Annotated in this window: 27 protein-coding genes; 13 read left to right on the forward strand and 14 right to left on the reverse strand. The window is 70.4% G+C overall.

The genetic code is table 11. The annotated features are described in order from the left end of the window. Positions 1-76: 76 nt before the first annotated feature. A complete protein-coding gene (locus JOE59_RS16830) occupies positions 77-1,489 on the forward strand; it encodes an MFS transporter (protein ID WP_204463459.1) in 1,413 nt (470 codons plus the stop codon). An 11-nt stretch (positions 1,490-1,500) separates the two neighbouring features. Here JOE59_RS16830 and JOE59_RS16835 read toward each other — a convergent pair whose 3' ends face one another. Genes JOE59_RS16835 through JOE59_RS16845 form a run of 3 tightly spaced genes read right to left on the reverse strand, consistent with a single transcriptional unit; the run spans position 1,501 to position 2,880 of the window. Further along, positions 1,501-2,061 carry a dihydrofolate reductase family protein gene (locus tag JOE59_RS16835; protein WP_204462513.1) on the reverse strand — a complete coding sequence of 187 codons (561 nt, stop codon included), beginning with the start codon at positions 2,059-2,061 and terminating at the stop codon, positions 1,501-1,503. Next, positions 2,061-2,546, reverse strand: a complete 486-nt coding sequence (locus tag JOE59_RS16840; RefSeq protein ID WP_204462515.1) for an SRPBCC family protein — start codon at positions 2,544-2,546, stop codon at positions 2,061-2,063. The genes JOE59_RS16835 and JOE59_RS16840 overlap by 1 nt, the downstream gene beginning before the upstream one ends. Continuing rightward, complete coding sequence (locus JOE59_RS16845) at positions 2,539-2,880, reverse strand: ArsR/SmtB family transcription factor (protein WP_204462518.1); 342 nt, start codon at positions 2,878-2,880, stop codon at positions 2,539-2,541. The genes JOE59_RS16840 and JOE59_RS16845 overlap by 8 nt, the downstream gene beginning before the upstream one ends. A 74-nt stretch (positions 2,881-2,954) precedes the next feature. On the opposite strand from JOE59_RS16845, the gene JOE59_RS16850 reads away from it, so the two are divergent. Beyond that, the gene (locus JOE59_RS16850; protein ID WP_204462520.1) at positions 2,955-3,338 is read left to right on the forward strand and encodes a cupin domain-containing protein; all 384 of its coding nucleotides are present in this window, start codon (positions 2,955-2,957) and stop codon (positions 3,336-3,338) included. Between the two features lie 3 nt (positions 3,339-3,341). On the opposite strand, the gene JOE59_RS16855 is transcribed toward JOE59_RS16850, so the two are convergent. Next, the gene (locus JOE59_RS16855; RefSeq protein WP_204463460.1) at positions 3,342-3,743 is read right to left on the reverse strand and encodes a DUF2510 domain-containing protein; all 402 of its coding nucleotides are present in this window, start codon (positions 3,741-3,743) and stop codon (positions 3,342-3,344) included. A gap of 107 nt (positions 3,744-3,850) precedes the next feature. Here JOE59_RS16855 and panD point away from each other — a divergent pair, with 107 nt between their 5' ends. After that, positions 3,851-4,264: an aspartate 1-decarboxylase gene (panD, locus tag JOE59_RS16860; RefSeq protein ID WP_204462527.1), complete on the forward strand. Its 414-nt coding sequence runs from the start codon at positions 3,851-3,853 to the stop codon at positions 4,262-4,264. 8 nt (positions 4,265-4,272) lie between these two features. On the opposite strand, the gene JOE59_RS16865 is transcribed toward panD, so the two are convergent. Genes JOE59_RS16865 through JOE59_RS16880 form a run of 4 tightly spaced genes read right to left on the reverse strand, consistent with a single transcriptional unit; the run spans position 4,273 to position 8,469 of the window. After that, positions 4,273-4,968 carry a response regulator gene (locus tag JOE59_RS16865; RefSeq protein WP_204462529.1) on the reverse strand — a complete coding sequence of 232 codons (696 nt, stop codon included), beginning with the start codon at positions 4,966-4,968 and terminating at the stop codon, positions 4,273-4,275. Beyond that, positions 4,965-6,350, reverse strand: coding sequence for a sensor histidine kinase (locus JOE59_RS16870; protein ID WP_204462531.1), 1,386 nt, complete (start codon positions 6,348-6,350; stop codon positions 4,965-4,967). The genes JOE59_RS16865 and JOE59_RS16870 overlap by 4 nt, the downstream gene beginning before the upstream one ends. 53 nt (positions 6,351-6,403) lie before the next feature. Then, the gene (locus JOE59_RS16875) at positions 6,404-8,101 is read right to left on the reverse strand and encodes a SulP family inorganic anion transporter (RefSeq protein WP_204462533.1); all 1,698 of its coding nucleotides are present in this window, start codon (positions 8,099-8,101) and stop codon (positions 6,404-6,406) included. Continuing rightward, positions 8,098-8,469 (reverse strand): ArsR/SmtB family transcription factor, encoded by a 372-nt coding sequence (locus JOE59_RS16880; protein WP_074260238.1) that lies wholly within the window; start codon positions 8,467-8,469, stop codon positions 8,098-8,100. The genes JOE59_RS16875 and JOE59_RS16880 overlap by 4 nt, the downstream gene beginning before the upstream one ends. A 92-nt stretch (positions 8,470-8,561) precedes the next feature. Between JOE59_RS16880 and JOE59_RS16885 the strand changes: the two genes are divergently transcribed. Further along, positions 8,562-9,077, forward strand: a complete 516-nt coding sequence (locus JOE59_RS16885) for an EXPERA domain-containing protein (RefSeq protein WP_204462535.1) — start codon at positions 8,562-8,564, stop codon at positions 9,075-9,077. A 37-nt stretch (positions 9,078-9,114) separates the two neighbouring features. Here JOE59_RS16885 and JOE59_RS16890 read toward each other — a convergent pair whose 3' ends face one another. Then, the gene (locus JOE59_RS16890; RefSeq protein WP_204462537.1) at positions 9,115-10,530 is read right to left on the reverse strand and encodes an HNH endonuclease signature motif containing protein; all 1,416 of its coding nucleotides are present in this window, start codon (positions 10,528-10,530) and stop codon (positions 9,115-9,117) included. A 333-nt stretch (positions 10,531-10,863) separates the two neighbouring features. Between JOE59_RS16890 and JOE59_RS16895 the strand changes: the two genes are divergently transcribed. After that, positions 10,864-11,469, forward strand: a complete 606-nt coding sequence (locus JOE59_RS16895) for a DUF4304 domain-containing protein (RefSeq protein ID WP_307837137.1) — start codon at positions 10,864-10,866, stop codon at positions 11,467-11,469. Between the two features lie 73 nt (positions 11,470-11,542). Here the strand turns inward: JOE59_RS16895 and JOE59_RS16900 are convergent, their stop codons facing one another. Continuing rightward, entirely contained in the window at positions 11,543-12,385 is an 843-nt protein-coding gene (locus JOE59_RS16900) for a PIG-L deacetylase family protein (protein WP_204462541.1), read from the reverse strand. 141 nt (positions 12,386-12,526) lie between these two features. On the opposite strand from JOE59_RS16900, the gene JOE59_RS16905 reads away from it, so the two are divergent. Genes JOE59_RS16905 through JOE59_RS16915 form a run of 3 tightly spaced genes read left to right on the forward strand, consistent with a single transcriptional unit; the run spans position 12,527 to position 14,522 of the window. Further along, positions 12,527-12,883: a PadR family transcriptional regulator gene (locus tag JOE59_RS16905; RefSeq protein WP_204462544.1), complete on the forward strand. Its 357-nt coding sequence runs from the start codon at positions 12,527-12,529 to the stop codon at positions 12,881-12,883. Continuing rightward, a complete protein-coding gene (locus JOE59_RS16910) occupies positions 12,880-13,692 on the forward strand; it encodes a hypothetical protein (RefSeq protein ID WP_204462546.1) in 813 nt (270 codons plus the stop codon). The genes JOE59_RS16905 and JOE59_RS16910 overlap by 4 nt, the downstream gene beginning before the upstream one ends. Then, positions 13,689-14,522, forward strand: a complete 834-nt coding sequence (locus tag JOE59_RS16915) for a hypothetical protein (protein WP_204462548.1) — start codon at positions 13,689-13,691, stop codon at positions 14,520-14,522. Before JOE59_RS16910 ends, JOE59_RS16915 begins: the two co-directional genes overlap by 4 nt. Positions 14,523-14,573: 51 nt before the next feature. Here the strand turns inward: JOE59_RS16915 and JOE59_RS16920 are convergent, their stop codons facing one another. Beyond that, positions 14,574-14,960 (reverse strand): phage holin family protein, encoded by a 387-nt coding sequence (locus JOE59_RS16920; RefSeq protein WP_204462550.1) that lies wholly within the window; start codon positions 14,958-14,960, stop codon positions 14,574-14,576. A gap of 90 nt (positions 14,961-15,050) precedes the next feature. Between JOE59_RS16920 and JOE59_RS16925 the strand changes: the two genes are divergently transcribed. Both JOE59_RS16925 and JOE59_RS16930 read left to right on the forward strand, forming a co-directional pair. Next, on the forward strand, positions 15,051-16,373 hold the full coding sequence (locus tag JOE59_RS16925) for an MFS transporter (RefSeq protein WP_204462552.1): 1,323 nt from the start codon (positions 15,051-15,053) through the stop codon (positions 16,371-16,373). Between the two features lie 118 nt (positions 16,374-16,491). Next, positions 16,492-17,157: a hypothetical protein gene (locus JOE59_RS16930; protein WP_204462553.1), complete on the forward strand. Its 666-nt coding sequence runs from the start codon at positions 16,492-16,494 to the stop codon at positions 17,155-17,157. A gap of 24 nt (positions 17,158-17,181) precedes the next feature. Here JOE59_RS16930 and JOE59_RS16935 read toward each other — a convergent pair whose 3' ends face one another. Continuing rightward, positions 17,182-17,880, reverse strand: coding sequence for an SDR family NAD(P)-dependent oxidoreductase (locus JOE59_RS16935; RefSeq protein ID WP_204462555.1), 699 nt, complete (start codon positions 17,878-17,880; stop codon positions 17,182-17,184). Positions 17,881-17,987: 107 nt separating this feature from the next. Further along, positions 17,988-19,442 (reverse strand): DUF6421 family protein, encoded by a 1,455-nt coding sequence (locus tag JOE59_RS16940; RefSeq protein ID WP_204462557.1) that lies wholly within the window; start codon positions 19,440-19,442, stop codon positions 17,988-17,990. A gap of 361 nt (positions 19,443-19,803) precedes the next feature. Between JOE59_RS16940 and JOE59_RS16945 the strand changes: the two genes are divergently transcribed. Both JOE59_RS16945 and JOE59_RS16950 read left to right on the forward strand, forming a co-directional pair. Beyond that, positions 19,804-20,313 carry a hypothetical protein gene (locus tag JOE59_RS16945; protein WP_204462560.1) on the forward strand — a complete coding sequence of 170 codons (510 nt, stop codon included), beginning with the start codon at positions 19,804-19,806 and terminating at the stop codon, positions 20,311-20,313. 270 nt (positions 20,314-20,583) lie between these two features. Further along, positions 20,584-20,868, forward strand: coding sequence for a DUF4190 domain-containing protein (locus tag JOE59_RS16950; RefSeq protein ID WP_179551461.1), 285 nt, complete (start codon positions 20,584-20,586; stop codon positions 20,866-20,868). 72 nt (positions 20,869-20,940) lie between these two features. Here the strand turns inward: JOE59_RS16950 and JOE59_RS16955 are convergent, their stop codons facing one another. Further along, complete coding sequence (locus JOE59_RS16955) at positions 20,941-22,407, reverse strand: DHA2 family efflux MFS transporter permease subunit (RefSeq protein WP_307837100.1); 1,467 nt, start codon at positions 22,405-22,407, stop codon at positions 20,941-20,943. Positions 22,408-22,466: 59 nt separating this feature from the next. On the opposite strand from JOE59_RS16955, the gene JOE59_RS16960 reads away from it, so the two are divergent. Next, positions 22,467-23,087 carry a TetR/AcrR family transcriptional regulator gene (locus JOE59_RS16960; RefSeq protein ID WP_204462563.1) on the forward strand — a complete coding sequence of 207 codons (621 nt, stop codon included), beginning with the start codon at positions 22,467-22,469 and terminating at the stop codon, positions 23,085-23,087. Positions 23,088-23,140 lie beyond the last annotated feature (53 nt).

Below are 23,140 nucleotides of genomic sequence, written 5' to 3' on the forward strand. Positions count from 1 at the left end.
GGCGCTGCAGGCGGCGCCCGCCGCGGGGTCGCCTGCGCCAGGGTCGCCCGCACCCGTCGTGCCGCCGCCCGGTGGCATGCGCACCTTCGTGCAGGTGCTCGTGAACACGATGATCGCGAACGTCACGACGAGCTTCCTCTGGTTCGCGCTCACCTTCTGGGTCTACCTCGAGACGCGGTCGGTGCTCGCGACGGGCGTCATCGGCGGTGCGTACATGCTGCTCATCGCGCTCTTCTCGATCTTCTTCGGCACGATCGTCGACCGGCACCGCAAGCACGGCGTCATGGTGTTCTCGAGCCTCGTGTCCCTCGGCTCGTTCACGGTGGCCGGCGTGCTCTACCTGGTGCAACCCGAGTCCGCCCTGCTCGATCTCGGCGGCCCGTGGTTCTGGCTGTTCTCCGGCATCATCCTGTTCGGCGCCGTCGTCGAGAACATGCGCAACATCGCGCTGTCGACGACGGTGACCCTGCTCGTGCCCGAGGAGCGGCACGCGAACGCCAACGGCATGGTGGGCACCGTGCAGGGGCTCGCATTCCTCGTCACGAGCGTCTTCAGCGGGCTGGCGATCGGCATGCTCGGCATGGGGTGGACGCTCGCGATCTCCATCGCGGCCACCCTGGTCGCCCTCGTGCACCTCTTCTTCGTGCGCATTCCCGAGGCGCACCCGGTCGTCGACCGGGACCACTCGCCCGCGATCGACCTGCGCGGCAGCATCGCCGCCATACGCGGAGCGCCGGGCCTCTTCGCGCTCATCGTGTTCTCGACGTTCAACAACCTCATCGGCGGCGTCTACCTGGCACTCATGGATCCGTACGGCCTGACCCTGTTCCCCGTCGAGGCGTGGGGCATCGTGCTCGGCATCTCCTCCTCGGGATTCATCATCGGTGGCATCGTGATCGCGAAGTGGGGCCTCGGGCGCAATCCGATCCGCACGATGCTGCTCGTCGTCATCGGCATGGGGCTGCTCGGGGCCCTGTTCACGATCCGCGAGTGGTGGGTGCTCTACGGTGTCGGCATCTGGCTGTACATGACCCTCATCCCCGCCGTGGAGGCCGCGGAGCAGACGGTGATCCAGAAGGTCGTGCCGTTCCGCAGGCAGGGCCGGGTGTTCGGGTTCGCGCAGGCCTTCGAGGCGGCGGCCGCTCCGATCACCGCCTTCCTCATCGCCCCGATCGCCGAGTTCTGGATCATCCCCTACATGGAGTCCGCCGAAGGGCAGGCGACCTGGGGCTGGCTGCTCGGTGAGGGCGACGCCCGGGGCATCGCCCTGGTGTTCCTCTTCAGCGGGCTCGCGATGGTCGTGCTCGCGCTCTTCGCCTTCGGCACGCGCTCCTACCGACTGCTGACGGCGGAGTACCTGGAGGGTGCGCCATCAGGGCCAGAGGCCGGCGCAACCGACGCGGATGAGGCGGATGAGCCGGATGCCGCGGGCGACGCGGCGGACGCCCTGTCCCGCACCGCCGACGAGGCGTCAGCCGAGCGCCGGTAGGCTGGCCCGGCTCAGCTCAGACGGTAGGTCAGGCCGAGGTGCCCGCTCGGGTGCGAGGCCACGTGGTCGAGCTCCAGCGGGCGATCGCCGAGGTCTGCCGGAGTGAACGGGCGACCGGCGCCGATCAGCACCGGCACGACGCGCAGGCGCAGCACGTCGACGAGCCCGGCCCGGAAGAGCGCATCGGCCAGCGTGAGGCTGCCCCAGACGACGATGTGCTCGTGTCGGGTCTTGAGGTCGGCGACGGCCTCGGTCGCGGCGCCGCGGAGGATCTCGATCGACCCGTCGCCCCACGGGGCCCTCTCGAGGGCGTTCGACATCACGAACTTCGGCAGGCGGTTGATCGGCTCGGCGACGACTTCGACCTCGGGGTCGGCGACCGGCCAGTACTCGGCGAACATCCGGTAGGTGTTCGCGCCGAGCAGGATCGCATCGACGTCGGCGAGGAACGCGAGCTGGTCGTGGTCGTTCGGGTTGCCGCCCCGGGCGGCGCCGATGAAGTCGAGGCCGCCGTCGAGGTCGGCCGCGTACCCGTCGACGCTGACGATCTGCTCGACCGTGAGCCGGCCCATCAGCGCTGCCCTCCGTCGTCGAGCGGGCGGTCGAGCGGTGCGTCGAGTCGCGCGTCGAGCACGTCGAAGGCGCTCGCCCAGCCGTCGTAGACGTTCTCGTCGCCGGGCACCCCGGCGATGCCGACGAGGTGGAACGTCATCTCGGTGCGCTCGCCGACCTCCGCCAGCGTCACGGTGATGAGCGGGGCTTCGTCGTCGCCCGGCATGCCCCACGTGAAGACGAGCCGCTCGGGTTCGACGACCTCGCGGTAGACGCCCGCCGTCGGATACTCCGAGCCGTCGGGGGCGATCATCGTGTAGCGGTAGCGCCCGCCGGGGCGCACGTCGAGCTCGACGGTCTCGCGCGGGGTCACGACGCCCTCGGGGTGCCACCAGGCGGATGCCTCGTCGGGGTCGGTCCAGGCGCGCCAGATGGCGTCGCGGGGTGCGTCGAAGACGCGCGTGATGGTGAACTGCTTCGTCGCGGTGCCGGTCTGTTCAGGCATCGGTCGTTCCCTTCCTCGTGCGGAGGTGCTCGTCGAGCTGGTCGAATCGTGCATTCCATTCGCCGCGGTGGCGCTCGACCCAGGCGGATGCCTCGTCGAGCGGTTCGGTGCGGAGGGTGCAGGTGCGCCACTGGGCCGACGCGGTTCGCTCGATGAGCCCGGCGCGCTCGAGCACCTTGAGGTGCTGCGAGACCGCGGGCCGGCTCATCGCGAAGGGCTCGGCCAGTTCGCCGACGGTCGTCGGGCCGCCGCGGAGTCGCGAGAGGATCTCGCGTCGCGTCGGATCGGCGAGCGCCTGGAACACGAGGCTGAGCTCGTCGGGCCCCTGCTGCATGTAAGCAACTCCTTAATTAATGATTCGCTTACATTACGTCGACCGCGCGCCCGCGTCAAGAGGAGAATGACGCGATGACCGACGAAGTGCCCAACGAGCGCGATGTGCGCAACCTGCAGGCTGCCCTCGACTCCTTCGACGAGCACTGGCAGCCCCACCGCCTCGCGAGCGTGAACGACTACGACGTGAAGGTCTTCAAGGCGCAGGGTGAGTTCACCTGGCACACGCATCCCGACACCGACGAGTTCTTCATGGTGGTCTCGGGCCGACTCGTGATCCAGTTGCGCGACGGAGACGTCGAACTCGGCGCCGGCGACGTCTACGTGGTGCCGCGCGGTGTCGAGCACTGCCCGCGCGCCGACGGCGAGGTCTCGGCGATGCTCATCGAACCGCGCGGCACCGTGAACACCGGCGATACCCCGAGCGAGCGCACGGCGCAGTTGCGCGAGCTCGACTGAGGGTCATCTCCACCAGGTTCGCGCTGCGACCTTGATGAAGATCGTTTCGAGTGCGGACCGGATGCGTTGCCGGTAGTGGTCCGGATGCCACCGCGGGTAGCCCTCCTCACCGGCGAGCTTGGTATCGGTTTCCGACCATGACGCGCCGTCCCACCAGCGGAGGACCCCTGGTGTCGCGGGGCCCGGATACCAGTCGGCCTCCGCTCGTCCTTCGGTTGACGGCGGTGCCGCCGCATCCTCGAGCGACCCCATCGCTGTCGTGCGTACACGCCTCGGTGCCAGCTTGAAATCCGACTCCGACCATGCGCCGCCATCCCACCAGCGCAGCATGTCGGATGCCTCGGGGTCTGGATACCAACCGGCTTCAGCGGTGGTGCCCTCGGCAGACGGCGGCGAGTCGATCATGCAGCGAGTATGCCAGTCAGGGGCGATCCAGAAGGGTCGCTGGCACCTCCGGTGAGCATGGCATCTCCGTGTCCGGGAGCGGATGCGGCATCCGTAGGCTGGCAGTCGTGCTCCGGACCATGCTGAAGTCGAAGATCCACCGCGCCACCGTCACGCACGCCGACCTCCACTACGTCGGCTCCGTCACGGTCGACCGCGACCTCATGGACGCCGCCGACCTGCTCCGCGGCGAGCAGGTCTCGATCGTCGACGTGACGAACGGCGCCCGACTCGAGACCTATGTCATCGAGGGCGAGCGCGGATCCGGTGTGCTCGGCATCAACGGCGCCGCGGCCCATCTCGTGCACGAGGGCGACCTCGTCATCCTCATCTCCTACGCGCAGTTCGACGACGCCGACGCGCGCACGTTCGAACCGCGCATCGTGCACGTGGATGCCGCGAACGCCGTCGTGGCGCTCGGGAGCGACGCCGCCGAGCCGGGAGCGACCGGCGCGCAGCGCTCGCCCCACGCCGTCGGCTGACGGAGCGATCAGCGCTGGGCCCGCACGACCCCGCGCTCGTAGGCGTACACGACGGCGTGCACGCGGTCGCGCAGCCCGAGCTTCATGAGCACCTTCGACACGTGCGTCTTCACCGTCGCCTCGCCGACCCAGAGCCGCTCGGCGATCTCGGCGTTCGAGAGGCCGGCGGCGAGCTGCTCGAGCACCTCGCGCTCACGGTCGGTGAGCGTCTCGAGCTCGGGCGCCGGCTTCGGCTCGTGATCGGCCGCCGGCGCGAGCGCAGCGGGCTCAGCACTCGCCCGGCTCGCCACGGCCTCGATCACCCGCCGCGTGACATCCGGCGACAGCAGCGCGTCGCCGCGCGCGACGACCTGCACCGCCTCGATGAGCTGCTCGGGACTCGAGTTCTTCAGCAGGAACCCGCTCGCCCCCGCCTCGAGGGCGGCGAACAGGTAGTCCTCGCGATTGAAGGTCGTGAGCACGAGCACGGCGGCAGCGGATGCCTCGTCGGCGGTGATGCGCCGAGTGGCCTCGAGTCCGTCCATGCCCGGCATCTGCACGTCCATGCAGACGACGTCGGGCGAGAGTGCCGCGACCGCGGCGATCGCCTCCTCGCCGTTCGCGGCCTCGCCGACGACCTCGATGCCGTCTTCGGAGTCGAGGATCGTGCGGAACCCGCCGCGCACGAGCGACTGGTCGTCGACCACGAGCACCCTGATGCTCACGCGGGCACCTCCTCGGCCCGGCGCAGCGGGAACTCGGCGCGCACGAGGTAGCCGCCGCGCGATCGCGGTCCGAGTTCGAGGCGACCGCCGGCCGCGGCGACCCGCTCGCGCATGCCCACCTGGCCGAGGCGGCGGCTCGAGGCATCCGTTGCCGTGTCGTTCGTCGGTCGCAGCACGGGGCCGGTGTTGGTCACCTCGATCTCGACGGACGCGTCGGCCCAACGCACGCGCACCTCGGCCGTCGCGGCGGCACCCGCGTGCTTGCGCACGTTCGTGAGCGCCTCCTGCACGATGCGGTAGGCGCTGAGGTCGACGACCGCGGAGACCGGAACCGGGTCGCCGACGATCGCGAGCGTCGTCGGCAGGCCGCCGGCCGCGCTCTCGGTGACGAGCTCGTCGAGGCGCGCGATGCCCCGCGTCGAGGTGCTCGTGGTCGCCGGCTCGCGCTCGCCGTCGGCCAGGCCGAGGGCGTCGTCGAGCACCGGGACCGCACCCGTCTCCGCATCGCCGCGGAGGGTGCCGAGCAGCCCGTGCAGTTCGTCGACGGCATCGCGGGCGCTCGACTCGATCGAGGAGAGCGCGGCGGTCGCCGCGGCCGGGTCCTTCGCGAGCACGCGTCGCGCGGCGCCCGCCTGCACGCCGATGACCGAGACGTGGTGGGCGACGACGTCGTGCAGCTCGCGGGCGATGCGCAGCCGTTCGATGGCGACGGCTTGCGCACGGGTGCGCTCGCGCTCCGACGCGAGTTCGGCGGTGCGCTGCTCGAGCTCGGCACGCGACCGCGCCGAGCGGTAGGCGGTGTCGCCGAAGTACCACGCGCCGCCGAAGTAGAGCAGGTTCGTGAGCACATTGATCAGGCCGTACGCGAGGTAGGGCGAGAGCGTTCCGTCGCGGGAGAAGTCGGGCAGGTAGTCCTGCACGGCGGAGTAGTAGACGAGGCCCCAGAAGAGCCACCCGAACATGCCGGCGACGATGACGCCGCGCACGATCGTCGCCCGGCGGCGGCTGCGACTCCACGCGCCGACCGTGTAGATCGCGACGAACAGGCAGATGTTGCTGAAGAGCGCGTCGCCGACGGGCACGACACCGCCGACGATGAAGGTGACGGATGCCACGAGCGCCACGATCTCGGGCTGCAGGCGGCGTGCCGCGAGCGGCAGGGTCATGGCTGCCACCCAGAGCACCGAACCCCACCACGGGGCGCCATCACCCTCCGCGTCGCCCTTGCCCCAGCCCGCGAATCGGTAGAGCACCACCGTTGCGGCCGTGCCGACGGCGAGCACCAGGGCGAGGATCACGTCGTTGCGGATGGCGCGACGGCCCGGTCGCGGGCGGACCCACTCGACGCCCTCGACGACGGGCGGAGCGGTGTTCTCGGTCATCCGTCCACGTTATCGACGCGGAGGAGCGGCGGGATCCGCCATGCGACGGAGAATCAGCGCGGCGCTCGACGCACGTGACTCCGTGCGTGCTCGACCGCGGGGGCGAGCTCGTCGAAGAGGTGGTTCTGGTGCCGGAGCGAGGCGATCACGCCCACTCGCTCGGCGAGACGCAGGTGCCGCGACTGGATGCCCTTGACGAGCACGGTCACGCCGCGCCGTTCGAGCGCGGTGATGAGCTCGGTGATGACCTGTGCTCCGGTGGCGTCGAGGATCTGCAGCTGCGACATCCGGATGATGACGACCTCGATGCCCCGGATGTCGCCCACGCGCTCGAGCATGCGCTCGGCGGCGCCGAAGAAGAGCGCCCCTTCGAGTCGGAACAGGGCGATGCGTTCGTCGCCGGGCTCTGCCGGGCCCGGCAACTCCTCGCGGTGCACGCCGCTCGAGCGGGCGAGTGCGCGCAGGGCGAAGAACGCCGCGGCGGCGATGCCGATGAGCACGGCGTAGATGAGGTCGAAGCTCACCGTGATGATCGCGGTGACGCCGAAGACGATCGCGTCGGCCCGGGTCGACCCGACGATGGTGCGCACCGTCGCGATCGAGATCATGCGGAACGCCGTGACCATCAGCACACCGGCGAGTGCAGCCAACGGTATCTCGGCGACGACCGTCGCGCCGAACGAGACGACGAGGAGCAGCAGCACCGCGTGGGTGATCGCAGCCAGCCGGGTGCGACCGCCCGAGCGCACGTTCACCGCGGTGCGGGCGATCGCCCCGGTCGCCGGCATGCCGCCGAAGAAGCCCGCAGCGACGGACGCGAGGCCCTGGCCGACGAGTTCGCGGTCGGCGTCGTACGCGCCGGTGTCGGAGATCGAGGCGGCGACGCGCGCCGACAGCAGCGATTCGATCGCAGCGAGGGCGGCGACGGCGAACGCCGGGCCGGCGAGGCCTGCGAGCGTCGTCCAGTCGGCGCTCGGCAGTGTGGGCGCGGGAAGGCCGGCCGGCAGCTCCCCGATGGTGTCGACCGGCAGACCGAAGCCGGCCGCGATCGCACTGACCGCGACGATCGCGACGATCGAGCCGGGGAAGCGGGGATGGATGCGCGGCGCCAGGAGCATGATCGCCGCCACCACGGCGACGATGCCGAGGCTCCATCCGAGCTCCGGCCACGCGGCCGTGGGGATCGCCTCGGCGGCGGCGAGCGCGGCGTTCGGGCTGGGTCCGGGGGCGACGCCGAGCGCCGCGGGCACCTGCTGCAGGAAGATGATCACCGCGATGCCGAGCGTGAACCCCTCGATCACCGGCCACGGGATGTAGGTCACCGCCCGGCCGAGGCGCAGGACGCCGGCGGCGAGCACGATGAGGCCCGCGAACAGGCAGACCACCGCGAGCACACCCGCGCCGTGCGCGGCGATGATGGGGCCGAGCACGACGACCATGGCGCCGGTCGGACCGGACACCTGCACATTCGACCCGCCGAACACCGCGGCGACGAACCCGGCGACGATCGCCGTCACGAGGCCGCTCTCGGCGCCGGCGCCGGAGCTCACGCCGAACGCGAGCGCGAGCGGCAACGCGACGATGCCCACGGTGACGCCGGCGGCCAGATCGCCTCGCCAGGTGCGGCGGAGGTCGCGGTAGTCGGATGCCGCGGGCGCGAGGCTGCGCAGGTGACGCGCCGCCCGTCGCCACGGGCTCGCGGAGGCCGTCGTCGACCCGGTGGCGGGCAGGCCGGACGGCGTCGAACTCATGCCGGCACGCTCACCGGCGGGATCTCGGGCAGCCCGCCCTGGTCGACGAGCTGGCGCTGGGTGGTCTCGAGGATCTCACCGAGCAGCGCGCGAGCCACGCGCAGCAGGTCGGCGACCTGGGGGTAGGCCAGCCGGTAGTAGACGAGGCTGCCGCGTCGGTCGGCCACGACGAGCCGATTGCGACGGAGCACCGCAAGGTGCTGCGACAGGTGCGATGCCTCGAGCGAGGTCGCCGCGATGAGCTCCGAGACGGATGCCTCGGGCGCGGTCGAGAGCACCTCGAGGATGCGGATGCGGATCGGATGGGCGAGGCCCTTGAAGAGGCCGGCCTTCACCTCGTACAGCGGGCGGTTGGGGTCCGAGAGCATCGGCATCTCCGTGGGTTTATGGATTGATGAAATCATCATGCCACACCGTCGCCGCTGCGCGGATGCCGCGCTCGCCGCTACGCTCTCGATCCATGACCGCCGAACCGGGGCCCGTGCCGAACCTGCCGCTGCGTGAACGTCCGTTCGACTGGTTCTTCATCGTCGTCTTCTCGCTCTTCACGATCACCAGCCTGATCAGCGACATGCTGCCGACCCTCGGCGTCGACATCTCGCAGCCGTCGGCGAACTTCTTCGTGAACTCGAACTACTGGTACGCGAGCGACACCGACCCGTTGTTCATGGAGCCGCCGGTGTGGATGCGCATCGTCACCGGGCTCTCGGCGTTCGTCTACATGCCGTTCTACATCCTGCTCGTCATCTCGCTGATTCGCGGGTGGAACTGGATTCAGCTGCCGAGCGTGATCTACGCGACGATGATCTCGACCATCACGGGCATCATCGTGTTCGGCGTCGAGTTCTTCGGCGAACCCGAGTGGCAGACGACGAACCCCGTGAAGTTCCTGGCGTTCAATCTGCCGTACGTGCTGATTCCGATCGTGTTGCTCGTGCGCATGCGGAAGCCCTCGCCGTTCACGCGCCGGTTCTGATCACACCCTGATCGTTCACGCGGCCACGGGTCGCGTGTCAGGCCGTCTTGCGTTCGGGTGGTGCGTGGTCGAGTTCGAGCCGGTCGGCGATGCGAGTGGGCGAGGTGGTCGTCGCGCGCCAGCGGCCGCCTGGGTCGAGCCAGCCGGGTGGCCGGATCTCGGGCACCCCGCGTCGCATGCGGATGCCCCACCCCGATGAGTCGATCGTGCGGTGGTGGAACCAGCACAGGAGCACGCCGTTGTCGGTATGGGTGGGGCCGCCGTAGGCGTCGGGCACCACGTGGTGGATCTCGCACCACGCGGCGGGCACGGTGCAGCCGGGGATGAGGCAGCCGCCGTCGCGGAGGGTGATCGCGCGGCGCTGATGCGGCGTGAAGCAGCGTTCGGGTGAGCCGAGTCGGATGATGCGGCCCATGTCGTCGGACACGACGGTCTGGATGCCGCCGGTGCAGACCATGTGTCGTACCGCGCGGAGCGAGATCGGCAGTTCGGCACCGTCGGCGTGGCCTGCACCGGAGCCGGCCTCGAGGTCGGCGGCGCGGACGCTGACGAGCACGGTCGGTGCGGCGCCGCCGATGCTCGGGTGTTCGCCGGAGCGGGCGGCGGTGTCGATGATCGCGGCGAGCACGTCGTGGCGCTGCTGCTCGGTGGTGCGGGTCTCGGCCTGCACGGCGAGGTCTGCATGCTCGGCGTCGGTGAGGAATCCGCCGCCGCTGCGGGGCGAGAGGTGTGCGTCGAGGAGGCGCTTCAGCTTCGCGGCGACTTCGGGGAGGAGTTCGCCCGTGATCGGGATGAGGCCGTCGCGTGCGCGCCCGACGCGGAACCCGCGCCGACGCATGGCGCGTTCGTCGTCGGGTTCGGGGCCGTCTTGATCGAGGAAGGCCGCCCACGCGCGGGCCTGCACGGCGAGCTCGTCGGCGCTGGCACGCACCGGTGCCGCGTCACCCGTGCCGGTCGCCTGGTCGACGAGCTCACGCTCGGCGACAGCGAGTCGCGTGGGGTCGGCCACGGTGCGGGTGCGACCGAGTTCCCGAACGATCGTCGCTGCCGCGTCGAGGCCGAGCGAGCCTGCGACGAGTGCAGCGGCCACGTGCGGATGCGCCGCCGGCACGGGCTGCCCGGTCAGGCCGGTATCGGCCAGGGTCGCCCTACCGACCGAGACTCTGCGGCGCGCCTCGGTGCCCGAGACCTGCGTGACCCGTTCGATCAGTTCGGCCGCAGACCGGCACCCCTTGCGCGTCGACAGGCGCCCGGCGCCGAGTTCGACCCGGCTGCGTTCGGCGACCTCACCGGCGAAGGTGGCACGGTGCGCGTCGAGCAACCGCCCGACGCCTTCGAGCGCCCCCATTGCGACGAGCAGTTCGTCATCACCGAGCCCCCGCGGTGGGTCGAGATCGAGCGCGGCATGAAGCGCCGAGCGTACCTGCTCGAGCGCCTCGGGAATGCCTGCCATGTCGACCACACTGCCACCACCCACCGACATTCGAACGACCGATAAAACGCCCGCTCACCTGCTGTTTCGACCGACTTCTCCTCCACAGGAGCCGCCGGGTGGGAGTTCTCCACAGGTGGTGGGGCGAAGGAGGCGGGGCGCGGCGGCGGGGCGATCGTGGCGGGGTGAAGGAAGCGGGTCGCGGCGGTGGCGGGGCGCGGCGGCGGGGCGATCGTGGCGGAGCGAAGGAAGCGGGAGGGGCCATGGCTCTGTGCGGCGTTCCGGCGTGGCTCTGCCCTGTGCCATCGTGTCTTCGTGACTGCACAACATGCGCTGAAGACAGCCCTTCGTGACGTGCTCGGCCCCGTCGCGCGTCGCCATGGGTACACGGGGTCCGCTCCGACGTGGCGAAAGTCGAATCCGGCCGGAGACTGGGTGGTCGTGAACGTCCAGTCGTCGTCTGGGAGCACGTCCGAAAGCCTTCGCTGCGTGGTCAACATCGCGGCTGCCCCAGAGCCGTGGTTGCGCTGGCGACGACACCAGTTCGGACGGGGAACGCCGAAGACCATCACGGACTCGATGGGGATGTACCGTGACAGGCTGCACCCGACGGGCGCTCCAGAGGGTGTCGACTCGTGGTGGGTGGTCACCGACCAGGCATCCGCCACGGATGCGGTCACCGACATGGTGGAGCGCATGAACGATGCGGGCTGGGCCCTGCTCGACACGCTCCTGAGTCGTGAGGGGATCATGGAGTCGCTCCGACGCGGCGACATGGGCTACGTGAAGCGAAACCACCACGAGGCCTACTTTGCACGGGCGGAGGCACTGCTGCGAATGGACGACGGGCGTAGCGGCGCTCGTGAATCAAGCCTGTCGTCGGCGCTCGAGAACGTGATGCCCACGCAGCGTGAGGACCCCGAGTTCGACGAATGGGTCAGGGCTCAGACGCGAGAGTGATTCGCCCGGCCGCGACATGCAGCACCCCGCTGCACGCCGTGCCGGTTCCGGCGTCGGGGCCTGCGATTCCGGCTCAACCGAGCGGCTCGGCCTCGAGATCGCGCACGTGGTAGAACTCCTGGTCCCAGAGCATGTAGATGAGCCACGTCGGCAGGATGTACGACTCCTGCATGTAATTCGACTGCGAGGCGTGGATCGTCCAACCCTCGTGCTTCTTCGCGACCTCGGCGCTCATCGCGTACTCGGGCTTCGGCTGGTTGGCGACGACGAACGCGCCGGCCTCGCCCCCGAAGACCGAGAGTGCGCCCGAGGGGCTGATCGTGGAGACGAGGTGCTTCGGCCCGGTATACGAACCGCCCGCCGCCTCGAGCTCGGCGATCGCGAGTTCGGTCACCCGGCCCATCTGCATGTGGTCCTTGTGTCCGGTGGCGCCACTCTCGGGCCAGAAGCCGACGACGACATCGGGGCGCACCCGCTTCATCTCGGCGACGACGCGCGCGACGAGTTCGTCTTCGTCGGCCTCGGGCACGCCGCCGTCGGGGTAGTCCCACACGACATGGCGGTCGACGCCGAGGTTGAAGCTGTTCTTCAGTGCTTCGGCCTTGCGGATGTCGCCGAGATCCTCCTGCCGTGCGACGACGGGCGTCTGATGCCCGGCCTCGCCCTGGGTCGCCGTGATCATCGCCGTGTACGCGCCGCCCTGGTGGGCGCGGAAGAACAGTCCGTTGACGGTCTGCTCGTCATCGGGGTGGGCGAAGACGCCGAGCACGCGCTCGCCGTCGAGCTCTGCGACGATCGAGTCGACGCCCCTCGCGGTGGGTTCGTAGAAGAGGTGGCGACCCGCCCAGTAGACCCCGCCGAGCACGGCGAGGATGACGGCGGCGACGACGATGAGCGCGACGGTGCGCTTGCGCATGGGTGGGGGCTCCCGGTACGGATCCGCGTCGGGTTCGCGGATGGTGACGAGCAGGCTAACCCGAGGGGCGCCGAATTCCGAATCCTGCTCAGTATCGGGCGAGGTCTTGCCACGGGGAAGATATCTTCCTATTCTCTTCCCATGGCACGCAGACGCGAAGGACGGCTCGTCGACCTCGAGGTCGACATCCTCGCCGCAGGCATGGAGCTCCAAGGAGACGCCGGCGAGTTCTACGGCTTCGCGCTCGCGAAGCGCATCGCCGAGCGATCGGATGCCGCTGCGCTCACCGCGCACGGCACGCTCTACAAGGCGCTCGCCCGCCTGAGTGAACGGGGTCTGCTCGAATCCGTCTGGGAGGATGCCGCGATCGGTGAGGCCGAGGGGCGCCCGCGACGCCGCCTGTATCGCGTCACGGGTGCCGGCGAACTCGCGTACCGCACCGAGCTCGAGGCGCGGCGGGTCGTCGCCGCCGCCCCGGCGAAGGCGGCCTTCGCATGACCGCCGAGCGCATCGACGGTGCGCTCGAGGAGCGTGAGCTCGCGACATCCGCTCATACGCGCGACCGCGCCATGCACGGCGGCGACCGTGCCCTGCACCGCAGCGACCGTGCCGTGCTCGCGTGGGGGCGTTGGTACACGCGCGACCTGCCCGAGGAGGTCGCCGCCGACCGCCTCGCCGAACTCGAGTCCGACGTCTTCGAGGAGCGTGCGGCAGCGGGCGATGCGGCCGGTGCCGGTCGTTCGATCGTCGGCCGTGCGATCCGCGGTGTTCCCGCCGACCTCGCGTGGCGGGTCGCCAGGCTTCGCGGCGCCTCGCTGACGGCGCCACGGGGCACGTTCCCCCTCGTGCTGCCCGCGCTCGCGCACGTCGCGACGGCGATGCTGCTCGCGTGGGGTGTGCTCATCGTCGTGCGCGTCGGCGCGGGGATGCTCGACGGCTCGTGGGTCGGAGCCTGGGATCTCGTGGCCGCGGGGGTCGTCGGTCTCGGTCTCGCCCTCATCGGCTCGGCTCTGACGCTCGTGCCCGAGGCGCGTTGGCTCGGCGCCCTCTGGCTCGCCGTCGCGAGCTACGTGCTGCTCCGCTTCGGCATGTACACGCTCATCGCCACGAGCACCACACTCAGCACCTTCTACACCTCGGCGCTCGTCGAGGCGATCCTCATCAATCGCGTGCTGTCCGCCGCCGGGGTGCTCTTCTTCGTCTCGATGGCCGCCTGGTGGCTGCCGTCGGCCAAGGCCCTGTGGGCCGCACGACCCGAGCGGGTGCATCGCTCGCCCATGATCGACCCGGAAGGAACCATTGCATGAACGTGCAACGCATCGCCGCGATCGCCGCGATCACGGGCGCAGTGCTCGGCGGGGCGTCCGTCGTCGCGCTCGGCGCGGCCGCGTACACCGCCGGCCAGCCGCAGGCCCAGGCCGAGTCCGTCTCCTCCGAGATCGACGACAGCGCCGAGCCACGGCCCGAGCAGACGGCGCTTGCCGCACCCGCCGGAACCGGCCAGACCTCGCAGGTCGCGGCCGCATCCGGCATCGATACGAACGCTGCCGACTACAACCCCTACCTCGACCCGCTGAGCGACCAGTTCGTGACGCCCGAAGCCCGCTCGGAGTGGCTCGGCAAGCAGGTCGTCATCCGCGAGTGCATGGCCGACGCCGGCTTCGACTTCCTCGAGTGGCAGTGGTGGCTCGGCGGCAGCCCGCAGCCGACCGGACTCGACTACGAGGCCACGATCCTCTGGACCAAGGCGCTCTACGGGCCCGACATCTACAACCCCGGCGGAGGCTGCGCCGAGGCGGGCGACAAGGCCGAGGCCGAGGCGCGCGCCGCCGGGCAGCCGCTCGGCGCCCCCGAGACGCCCGTCGACCCTGAAGCGGCGACCGAGCGCGAGATCTGGCTCGAGTTCCAGCAGCGCGTACGCGACTGCATGGCCGAGGCCGGGCATGAGTACCTCTACTTCGAGTGGTGGAACCCCGACGGGTCGGAGGCCCAGCCACTCGACCTCACGGAAGCCGAGCGGGCCGAGTGGACGCTCGCGCTCCACGGCAACGCCGCCGGTGGCGCGGCCTACCGCTGGGAGGATGCCGGCTGCTGGGGCAGGGCGGTGCACGAGTCGGGCAACGACAACATGCACTGAGCCGGCGCGCTCACTGCGCGCACGAGGTCTGGGCCCGGCGGATGCCGCGGCTCAGGCCTTGGCGCCCTTCGCCTTCTCCTTGAGGAAGATGAGGGGCAGGAGCCAGGTGCCGAGCGCGGTGATGATCCAGATGGTGAGGGTCGCGAGCACCCAGGTCACCCAGCCGTCGATCGTGATGCCGCCCGGGAACAGCGATGCGATCAGGAGCGCCACGAACGTCGAGACGAGCCCGATACCGCCGAGGATCGCGGAAGCGTGCTGCCGCGCGACGTTGAAGATGAACGGGCCGAGCACCGCCTGTGCGATCGTGAAGACGACGATCGCGATCAGGAACCCGCCCCACTCGATGTGGAAGTCCGGGAGGATCCACGAGGCGACGAGCAGGCCGATGGCGACCGTCACGAGGGAGATCAGCGTGCGGATGAGGAAGCGGATCATGCCGCGAGCGTAGCGGGGTGACGGATGCCGCGTCGAGCACCGCGCCGCCGACCGTGGCGGTGCGCGCTCGAAACGAGCAAGATGTGTCGCATGGCCGAACGCGCGACGCGTGAGGAGACGGCACCGAACCCGGCTGCGCGCCGGGTGCAGGCGGCGTACTTCACGCTGCTCATCGGCAACACCCTCGCCGCCTCCTTCATCTGGGGCGTCAACACGCTCTTCCTGCTCGACGCCGGCCTCACGAACTTCGAGGCGTTCGCCGCCAACGCCTTCTTCTCGGTGGGCATGGTGATCTTCGAGGTGCCGACGGGGGTCGTCGCCGACACCCTCGGGCGGCGGGTCTCGTACCTGCTCGGCACCGTCACGCTCGCCGTGACGACCGTGCTGTACTACCTGCTCTGGGTGGCTCATTCGCCGTTCTGGATGTGGGCGATCGTCTCGGTGCTGCTCGGCCTCGGCTTCACCTTCTTCTCGGGCGCCGTCGAGGCCTGGCTCGTCGACGCGCTCGCCGCGACCGGCTACACGGGCGGGCTCGAGCGGGTCTTCGGGCGAGGGCTCGCGCTCGCGGGCGCGGCGATGTTCATCGGCTCGATCCTGGGCGGTGTGGTCGCGCAGGCGACGAATCTCGGGGTGCCGTTCCTCATCCGCGCCGGCATCCTCATCGTCATGTTCGTCGTCGCGGCCATCGTGATGCACGACCTCGGGTTCACGCCGGCCGGACGCGCGCACCCGATCCGCGCGACGAAGGAGGTCTTCAACGCCTCGGTGAAGTACGGGCTCGGGCGGCGCCCGGTGCGCTACGTCATGTTCGCGTCGTTCTTCACGACGGGCGTCGGCTTCTACGTCTTCTACGCGCTGCAGCCGTACCTCGTCGAGCTCTGGGGCGACACGGGCGCCTACTCGATCGCGGGTCTCGCTGCGGCGATCCTCTCGGGGTCGCAGGTGATCGGCGGGCTCGTGGCTCCGTGGGTGCGCCGGCGGTTCCGCAAGCGCACGACGACCATCATCCTGAGCCTCGTCGTGTCGAGCCTCGTGCTGCTCGCACTGGGAGTGAACCGCAACTTCTGGATCGCGCTGGTGCTCCTCACGGTGTGGGGGCTCGTCGACGCGGCCGCCGGGCCGGTGCAGCAGGCGTACCTGAACGACATGATCCCGTCGCAGCAGCGCGCGACCGTGCTCTCGTTCGACTCGCTGCTCGGCAGCACGGGCGGCGCCGTGATCCAGCCGGTGCTCGGCCGCTCGGCCGACCTCTGGGGGTACCCAGGCTCGCTGCTCGTCAGCGGCGGCATCCAGGCGCTCGCCGTGCCGTTCCTGTGGCTGAGTCGCCGGCAGGGGTCGCCGGCGGATGTCGCGACCGACGAGTCACCTGAGAGCCCCGAGGAGATCACGGAGTCAGGGCCGCCGGTCGGGTAGTTCTCCCGCTCATCGGCCGATTTCACGGGTTCGTCCCCCGTTCGGGGGGCGTGTAGCATGGCTCGGACACGCCCGAGCGGCCGAGTGGTCGTTCCCGAATCGCGGCGGGAGGTGCCCGATGCGGAAGACCGTCCTCTTCAGTGCTGCCGTCGCGGCCCTCTTCATCGGCTCGATCTTCATCGGCGTCGCCGCCGCGACAACCGGGGCGCCGGTGCTCTACGACGCGCGCTCGCCGCACCCCGTCGCAACGGACTCCGACGCATTCGACGTCGACGCAGGCGAGGCGCAGGGCAGCGAAGCGCAGGCCCCGGCCGACGGCGCCGACACCGACGACGCTCCGCTGCCGAGCCCGACGTCGCCGCCGAGGGCGACTCCGCGTCCGACTCCAGCGCCGACGCCCACGCCCGGCCCGACGAACCCGCCGATCGCCGACCCGGTGCCCACGCCCGAGGAGCAGCAGGCCTGGCTCGGCTTCCAGCAGCTCGTGCGCGAGTGCATGGTCGAGGCCGGCCACGAGTACCGCGAGTGGGAATGGTGGACCACCGAACCGCGCGACCCGACGTCGACGGCTCCGGCGATGCCCGAGGGGCTCACCGCCGACGGCGAGGCCGCATGGCGGCTCGCACTCGAGGGCGACGGCGGTGAGAACGACGGATGCCTCGGCGAGGCCGTTCGCGAAGACCAGTCGCACCCGATCGTGCCGCCCGCGGCGGCGCCGCCGCCTCCGCCGACCGCGACGCCCGACGCCGAGACGCCCGACGCCGAGACGTCGCCCGGTAGCTGACCTCGCCGCGCCGGCGGGTCGGTCTCAGGCCTGGGCCGACAGCGTCTCGACGCGCCCGTTCAGCTCCGCGGCATCCGCAGCCCAGAGCTCGACGACTTCGGCGGCGAGCCGCTCCTCGAGGCCGGCGAGCGCCTGCACGCGGAAGGTGACGGCCGCGGCGGTGTCGCCCGCCTTGCCGAAGCCCTGCGCGAGCGAGCGCATCCACGACTCGCTCGCCGCCTTGACGGCGGTGTAGTTCGCGCCGCCCGCGGTGGGGCGTTCGACCGTCGTCGACGAGACGATCGCGATGCGGCCGGCGGGGGAGGCGACGAGGTCGTCCCAGAAGGCGCGGCTGACGTACCGGAGTGCGGTGAATGAACGTTCGAGCACGCGGTAGTCCTCTTCGGTCTGCCCGGCGATGCCGCCGCCGCCGCGCCAGCCCCCGACGAGGTGCACGACGCCGTCGAGGTCGCCGACCCGCGCGTGCACGCGCATCGCGAGCTCGAGCACGTCGTCGCCGTCGGTGAGATCGGCGCGCTCGCCGATGACGCCCGGCAACTCGGCCTCGAGCGTCTCGAGGCGGCTGTCGTCGGTGCCGACGGCGACCACGCGGACCCCGGCGTCGAGCAGTGCGCGGGCGACCGCCCGGCCGGAGGCGCTCGTCGCGCCGGCGATCAGCACGGTGCGGCCGGTGAGGCCGGTGGCGTCGGAGAGGCCGGGGGCGTCGGCGGGCTGGTCGGTCATGTTCGGCTCCACTTCGAGCTCTCGGAATCAGGCGAACGGACGCTGCTCAGGACGGAATCCATGATCGTGTCCTGAGCAGCGTACGTCGTCCTGAATCGGTGCGGCGATCAGGCGTCGGCGGCCGTGATGCCGACGGTCGACTCGATGACGGGCTTCATCTTCTTGTCGAGGGCCTCGTAGAACATCGACAGCGGGAACTCGTCGTCCATCACGAGGTCCGTGTAGCCCTTGGGCGGGCCGGCGAGCACCTCGCGGGGCAGGCCCTCGGCCCACACCGACGCCGGGTTCGGCGTCACGACACTCGTGACGAGGTCGTAGGCGGCGAGCCAGTGCACCGTCTTCGGTCGGTCGATCGACTTCCAGTAGAGCTCGTCGATCGCGTCGCCGAGTTCGACGACCGCGTCGGGCACGGCGTCCCAGTCGAAGCTGAGCGAGACGTCGGTCCAGTCGAGCACGTGCTTCTGGTGCAGCCACGCGAACAGCAGCTGGCCGCCGAGCCCGTCGTAGTTGCGCACGCGCGAACCCGTGATGGCGAAGCGGAAGATGCGGTCGAAGATCACCGCGTACTGCACGAGCTTGCCGGTCGAGCGCATCTGCTCTTCGACCTCGGTGAGCTCCTCGCCGGCGGCGAGGCGCGCGTTCAGGCCGCGCTCGATCTTCACCGACTCGCGGAACGCGGTGAGGTCGCACCGCAGCTCCTCGAGCGAGTAGAGGAAGAACGGCATGCGCTGCTTGATCATGAAGGGATCGAACGGCAGGTCGCCGCGCATGTGCGTGCGGTCGTGGATGATGTCCCACATCACGAACGTGCGCTCGGCGAGCTCCTGGTCGTCGAGCAGCGCCGCCGCGTCGGCGGGCAGCTCGAGCTTCGTGATGTCGGATGCCGCGCGCACGACCCTGCGGTAGCGCGCTGCCTCGCGGTCCTGGAAGATCGCACCCCACGTGAACGTCGGAATCTCGCGCATCGCGACCGTCTCGGGGAAGAGCACCGCCGAGTTCGTGTCGTAGCCGGGCGTGAAGTCGACGAGGCGCAGGCTCACGAAGAGCTTGTTGCCGTAGTCGCCGGCCTCGAGTTCCGCGATGAACTCGGGCCAGATCGTCTCGACGACGAGCGCCTCGACGTGCCGGTCCTGCGAACCGTTCTGCGTGTACATGGGGAAGACGACGAGGTGGCGGATGCCGTCGATGCGGTGCCGCTGCGGCTGGAACGCCACGAGCGAGTCGAGGAAGTCGGGCACGCCGAAGCCCTCGGCCTGCCAGCGACGGAAGTCGACGACGGATGCCGCGAGGTACTCGGCCTCGTGCGGGAACCGCGGCGCGAGCGCCTCGATCGACTCGACGATCGCGTCGACGAGACGGGATGCCTCTGCACGGTCGGATGCCTCGGGCACCGAGCCGTCCTTCACCTGCAGCGACTGGAGGGCGGTCGCCGACTCCTTGAGGCGGAGCCACGCGGCATCCGTCTCGACGCCTTCGGCGAGCGCGAGGTCGGCGGCGGTCACCGCGTCCTCGAGAACCTCGGGTTCGCCGATGATGGCGTCGATCGTGGTGTTGCTCGACATGTGAACCTCCGATCCTCGATGAGGGGTGAGTGCTGCGAATGGATGCGCGCGACGCGAATCGCCGTGCCCTTCAAGGCTACGAGCCGAGGCTCTGCGATTGGTTGTGCCCCGGCGCGGGATTCTTGCGTGAGCGCAAGATCTCGCGGCTGAGATCGCTGCGGCGCGCAGGAGGCCCGTCGGCTCCCGCCTGGGCGCGATTGCATCGGAGCGGGTGCAGCCCCTGAGTCGTGCCGGTGCGGGCACGTGTGCGGAACGCGCCGATGTCGACCGGCGGTCCAGTGGGGGTCCGGATGTCGCCCCGCTCGGGCGTTCCTATCGTGAGGGATATTCAGTTATTGAACCCGAGTGGAAGGACAGGATCATGAACACCACGAAGACGGGGTCGGCGGCCATCGGTGCAGTGGCGCTCCTCGTCGTACTCAGTGCATGCGCAGGGGTGCGCGACGATGTCGAGCCGGGGAACGTGCCGCAGTCGCAGCACGAGCTCCAGCAGTCGGCCCGACAAGAGTCCGACGCGATGCGTGCCGAGCTCCACGCCGGCGCGACCTCCGTGCAGTCGTTCGCGACCGCCGAGGGGATCCGCAGTGCCAAGCAGGCCGAGTCCCGCTCGTTCGCCGGCCCGTCGCCGTCGAGCGTCGAGGGGATCCGCAGTGCGAAGCAGGCCGAGTCTCGCTCGTTCGCCGGCCCGTCGCCGTCGAGCGTCGAGGGGATCCGCAGTGCGAAGCAGTCGGAGGCTCGGGCCGACGTCGGCCCGTCGGCGGCCGAAGCGCAGGGGGTGCGTCTGACGAAGTACGGGGAGGCTCTGGCCGCCGCCGAGTCCCTTCGTCAGCACGAGCTCGAGCACGGCGCATCATCGGACCGACTCCGGTGACCCGCGACGACCCGACGGGGCCCCGGCAGATGCCGAGGCCCCGTCGCATGCGCGCGGATGCCTCGAACGATGCTGTCGTACGCCACACAACATCTCGCCCCCGAGGATCGTGCGGTGTTCCGCGCGCAGCGGTGAATCGAAACGTCATGCTGTGACGCACCGAGTCGCGTGCTGGGACATGGGCACCCCTCTCCATTGACGCCGGCTCTCGGGCGCTGTCAGGATGCGATTCGGCAGATCGTCGATCCCTAGAGCAAGGAAACCTCCCACATGACCACTCCCGCTCCCGCCCCCGTGTCCGCACCGTCGGCGCCCGCCGAGAAGTGGAACGTCCTCGCGATCGTCGGCTTCGTGCTCTCGCTCCTGGGCACCAACATCGTCGCCATCGTGCTCGGGTTCATCGCCCTGAGTCAGGTGAAGAAGTCGGGTGAACGCGGCCGCGGCCTCGCGCTCGCTGCCGTCATCATCGGCTTCGCATCGATCGTGCTCTACATCATCATCTTCATCGCGACCTTCGCGTTCGTTGCGGCGACCCCCGCGGTCACGTCCTACTGAGTCGTCGACGAGACCACTCGCACGAAGTCCCCACGCGGCGCTGCCGGTGGGGACTTCGTCGTCTGACGGCCGTCAGTGCACGAGGGCGGCCTCGCGGATCGGCGCGCCGGTCGCTGCAGGCGTCGCCCGCCCGGCCGGCAGCAGCAGGGCGATGAGCGCCGAGGCGAGCAGCACCGATGCGCCGACCACGACGGCCGGCTCGGCGCCGACGGTGTAGTCGGCGGGGGTGAGTGCGCCGCCGGCTCCGGTGAAGACCGCCGTCGAGACGGCGATGCCGAGCGCGACGCCCACTTCGCGGAGCATCGAGTTCGTGCCGCTGGCCTTCGCGTGGTCGTCGGGCTGCATGGTCGCGAGCACGGCCGTCGCCGACGGGGCGAACACGAGGCCCATGCCGACGCCGGCGAGGATGAACGGCGCCACGAAGGCCGAGTACTCGGTGTCGACGTCGAGCAGGCCCGTCAGCCAGAAGAGCGCCGCCGACAGGGCTGCGAGGCCCGCGACGATGAGGGCGCGCGTGCCGATGCGCCCGGCGAACGCTCCGGCGAGCGGCGCGACGACCATCGGGGCGAGCGTCCACGGCGAGGTCTGCACCGCAGCCTCGAGCGGGGTCGCGCCCTGCACGACCTGCAGGAACTGGATGAGGATGAAGATCGACCCGAACGCGCCGAAGCTGAAGCCGAACCCCGCGAGGTTCGCGACCGTGAAGCTGCGATCGCGGAAGAGGCGGAGCGGCAGGAGCGGCGCCGAGGCGCGTGACTCCCAGACGACGAAGCCGACGAGGAGCAGGCCGCCGACGATGAGGCTGCCGAGCACCTCGGTGCTCGACCAGCCGGCCTCGTTGCCCCGCACGATGCCGTAGACGAGGCCGAGGAGGCCGAGCCCCGAGAGGGCGAGGCCGAAGACGTCGGCGCGGAGCCGGGCGCCGAAGCTGTTCTGCAGCGCGAGCAGCACGAGGGCGATCGAGACGACGCCGACGGGCACGTTGATCCAGAAGATGGCCTGCCAGGCCCAGCCCTCGATGACCGCGCCGCCGACGAGCGGTCCGGTGGCGACGCCGAGGCCCGCCACTCCGCCCCAGATGCCGATGGCGAGAGGGCGCCGCGCCAACGGCACGGCGCCGGCGAGCAGGGTGAGCGAGAGCGGCATGATGGCGGCGGCGCCGAAGCCCTGCGCGGCTCGGGCGGCGATGAGCTGGCCCGGATCGGTGGCGAGGGCCGCGAGTGCCGAGCTCAGCGTGAACACCGCGATGCCGATGATGAAGAGGGTGCGTCGCCCGAATCGGTCGCCGAGGGCGACCGCCATCAGGATCGTGCTCGCGAACGCGAGCGTGTACGCGTTCATGAACCACTGCAGCTCTTCGACGGATGCCCCGAACTCCGCGTGCAGCACGGGCAGCGCGTTGGTCATGACGAGGTTGTCGAGCGTCGCCATGAACATCGGCAGCGCCGTGGCGAGGAGGACGAGCCAGAGCGGACCCGGTCGTCGGGCGCCGGAACGACGCGTGGAGGGGCGTACTGCGGCATCGAGAGTGGTGGACACGACGGCGCTCCTTGTTGTTATCGGATGATTACTTCGAACTGTAGTAATCGACTGATAACATGTCAACCATGACGGTCGAATCGGCTCCCACGGCTCCGCGCATGAAGGCGGCCGACCGCCGCGAGCTCATCCTCGAGGCCGCCACGGCGGTCTTCGGTGCGAAGACCTACGTCGGCACCACGACCGACGAGGTCGCTCGAGCCGCCGGGGTCAGCCAGCCCTACGTCGTGCGGCTCTTCGGCACGAAGGAGAAGCTCTTCATCGAGGTCATCGATCGCGCGTACGACCGCATGATCGACGTGTTCCGGGCAGCGCTGCCGGGGGCGCCGGAGGGGGTCGGCGAGCGCATGGGCACGGCATACACCGAGCTCCTGGTCGAGCGCGGCATGCTGCCGGTCGTCGCGAACTCCACGGCGCTCGGAGGCGAACCCCAGATCGGCCGCGTCGCCCGCGCCGGGTTCAGCCGCATCTGGCGATTCCTCCGCGACGAGGCGGGGTTCACGCCCGAGCAGGCCCGCGAGTTCATCGCCACCGGCATGCTGATCAACACGATCGTCGGCCTGCGACTCACGGGCGACTACGGCGACGAGGTCTCGGCGACGGAGGTGCTCGACGCCTGCTTCCCCGACGCCGTCGAGAAGGTGCGTACCCTGCTTCCCGCCGCCGGCGAGCCCTGGTGACGCCTCCGAGATCGTCATAGTCGACGCGGGCCGGCGTAGGCCATGATGTGTGC

Origin of the sequence: Agromyces cerinus, assembly GCF_016907835.1 — a bacterium.
GTDB lineage: Bacteria > Actinomycetota > Actinomycetes > Actinomycetales > Microbacteriaceae > Agromyces > Agromyces nitratus.

Bases quoted from the DNA above. Each gene is read 5' to 3' on its own strand.
- JOE59_RS16830 (WP_204463459.1), top strand. From the start codon at position 77: ATGCGCACCTTCGTGCAGGTGCTCGTGAACACGATGATCGCGAACGTC.
- JOE59_RS16835 (WP_204462513.1), bottom strand. From the start codon at position 2,061: ATGGGCCGGCTCACGGTCGAGCAGATCGTCAGCGTCGACGGGTACGCG.
- JOE59_RS16840 (WP_204462515.1), bottom strand. From the start codon at position 2,546: ATGCCTGAACAGACCGGCACCGCGACGAAGCAGTTCACCATCACGCGC.
- JOE59_RS16845 (WP_204462518.1), bottom strand. From the start codon at position 2,880: ATGCAGCAGGGGCCCGACGAGCTCAGCCTCGTGTTCCAGGCGCTCGCC.
- JOE59_RS16850 (WP_204462520.1), top strand. From the start codon at position 2,955: ATGACCGACGAAGTGCCCAACGAGCGCGATGTGCGCAACCTGCAGGCT.
- JOE59_RS16855 (WP_204463460.1), bottom strand. From the start codon at position 3,743: ATGATCGACTCGCCGCCGTCTGCCGAGGGCACCACCGCTGAAGCCGGT.
- JOE59_RS16870 (WP_204462531.1), bottom strand. From the start codon at position 6,350: ATGACCGAGAACACCGCTCCGCCCGTCGTCGAGGGCGTCGAGTGGGTC.
- JOE59_RS16875 (WP_204462533.1), bottom strand. From the start codon at position 8,101: ATGAGTTCGACGCCGTCCGGCCTGCCCGCCACCGGGTCGACGACGGCC.
- JOE59_RS16880 (WP_074260238.1), bottom strand. From the start codon at position 8,469: ATGCTCTCGGACCCCAACCGCCCGCTGTACGAGGTGAAGGCCGGCCTC.
- JOE59_RS16885 (WP_204462535.1), top strand. From the start codon at position 8,562: ATGACCGCCGAACCGGGGCCCGTGCCGAACCTGCCGCTGCGTGAACGT.
- JOE59_RS16890 (WP_204462537.1), bottom strand. From the start codon at position 10,530: ATGGCAGGCATTCCCGAGGCGCTCGAGCAGGTACGCTCGGCGCTTCAT.
- JOE59_RS16900 (WP_204462541.1), bottom strand. From the start codon at position 12,385: ATGCGCAAGCGCACCGTCGCGCTCATCGTCGTCGCCGCCGTCATCCTC.
- JOE59_RS16905 (WP_204462544.1), top strand. From the start codon at position 12,527: ATGGCACGCAGACGCGAAGGACGGCTCGTCGACCTCGAGGTCGACATC.
- JOE59_RS16910 (WP_204462546.1), top strand. From the start codon at position 12,880: ATGACCGCCGAGCGCATCGACGGTGCGCTCGAGGAGCGTGAGCTCGCG.
- JOE59_RS16915 (WP_204462548.1), top strand. From the start codon at position 13,689: ATGAACGTGCAACGCATCGCCGCGATCGCCGCGATCACGGGCGCAGTG.
- JOE59_RS16920 (WP_204462550.1), bottom strand. From the start codon at position 14,960: ATGATCCGCTTCCTCATCCGCACGCTGATCTCCCTCGTGACGGTCGCC.
- JOE59_RS16925 (WP_204462552.1), top strand. From the start codon at position 15,051: ATGGCCGAACGCGCGACGCGTGAGGAGACGGCACCGAACCCGGCTGCG.
- JOE59_RS16930 (WP_204462553.1), top strand. From the start codon at position 16,492: ATGCGGAAGACCGTCCTCTTCAGTGCTGCCGTCGCGGCCCTCTTCATC.
- JOE59_RS16935 (WP_204462555.1), bottom strand. From the start codon at position 17,880: ATGACCGACCAGCCCGCCGACGCCCCCGGCCTCTCCGACGCCACCGGC.
- JOE59_RS16940 (WP_204462557.1), bottom strand. From the start codon at position 19,442: ATGTCGAGCAACACCACGATCGACGCCATCATCGGCGAACCCGAGGTT.
- JOE59_RS16945 (WP_204462560.1), top strand. From the start codon at position 19,804: ATGAACACCACGAAGACGGGGTCGGCGGCCATCGGTGCAGTGGCGCTC.
- JOE59_RS16950 (WP_179551461.1), top strand. From the start codon at position 20,584: ATGACCACTCCCGCTCCCGCCCCCGTGTCCGCACCGTCGGCGCCCGCC.
- JOE59_RS16960 (WP_204462563.1), top strand. From the start codon at position 22,467: ATGTCAACCATGACGGTCGAATCGGCTCCCACGGCTCCGCGCATGAAG.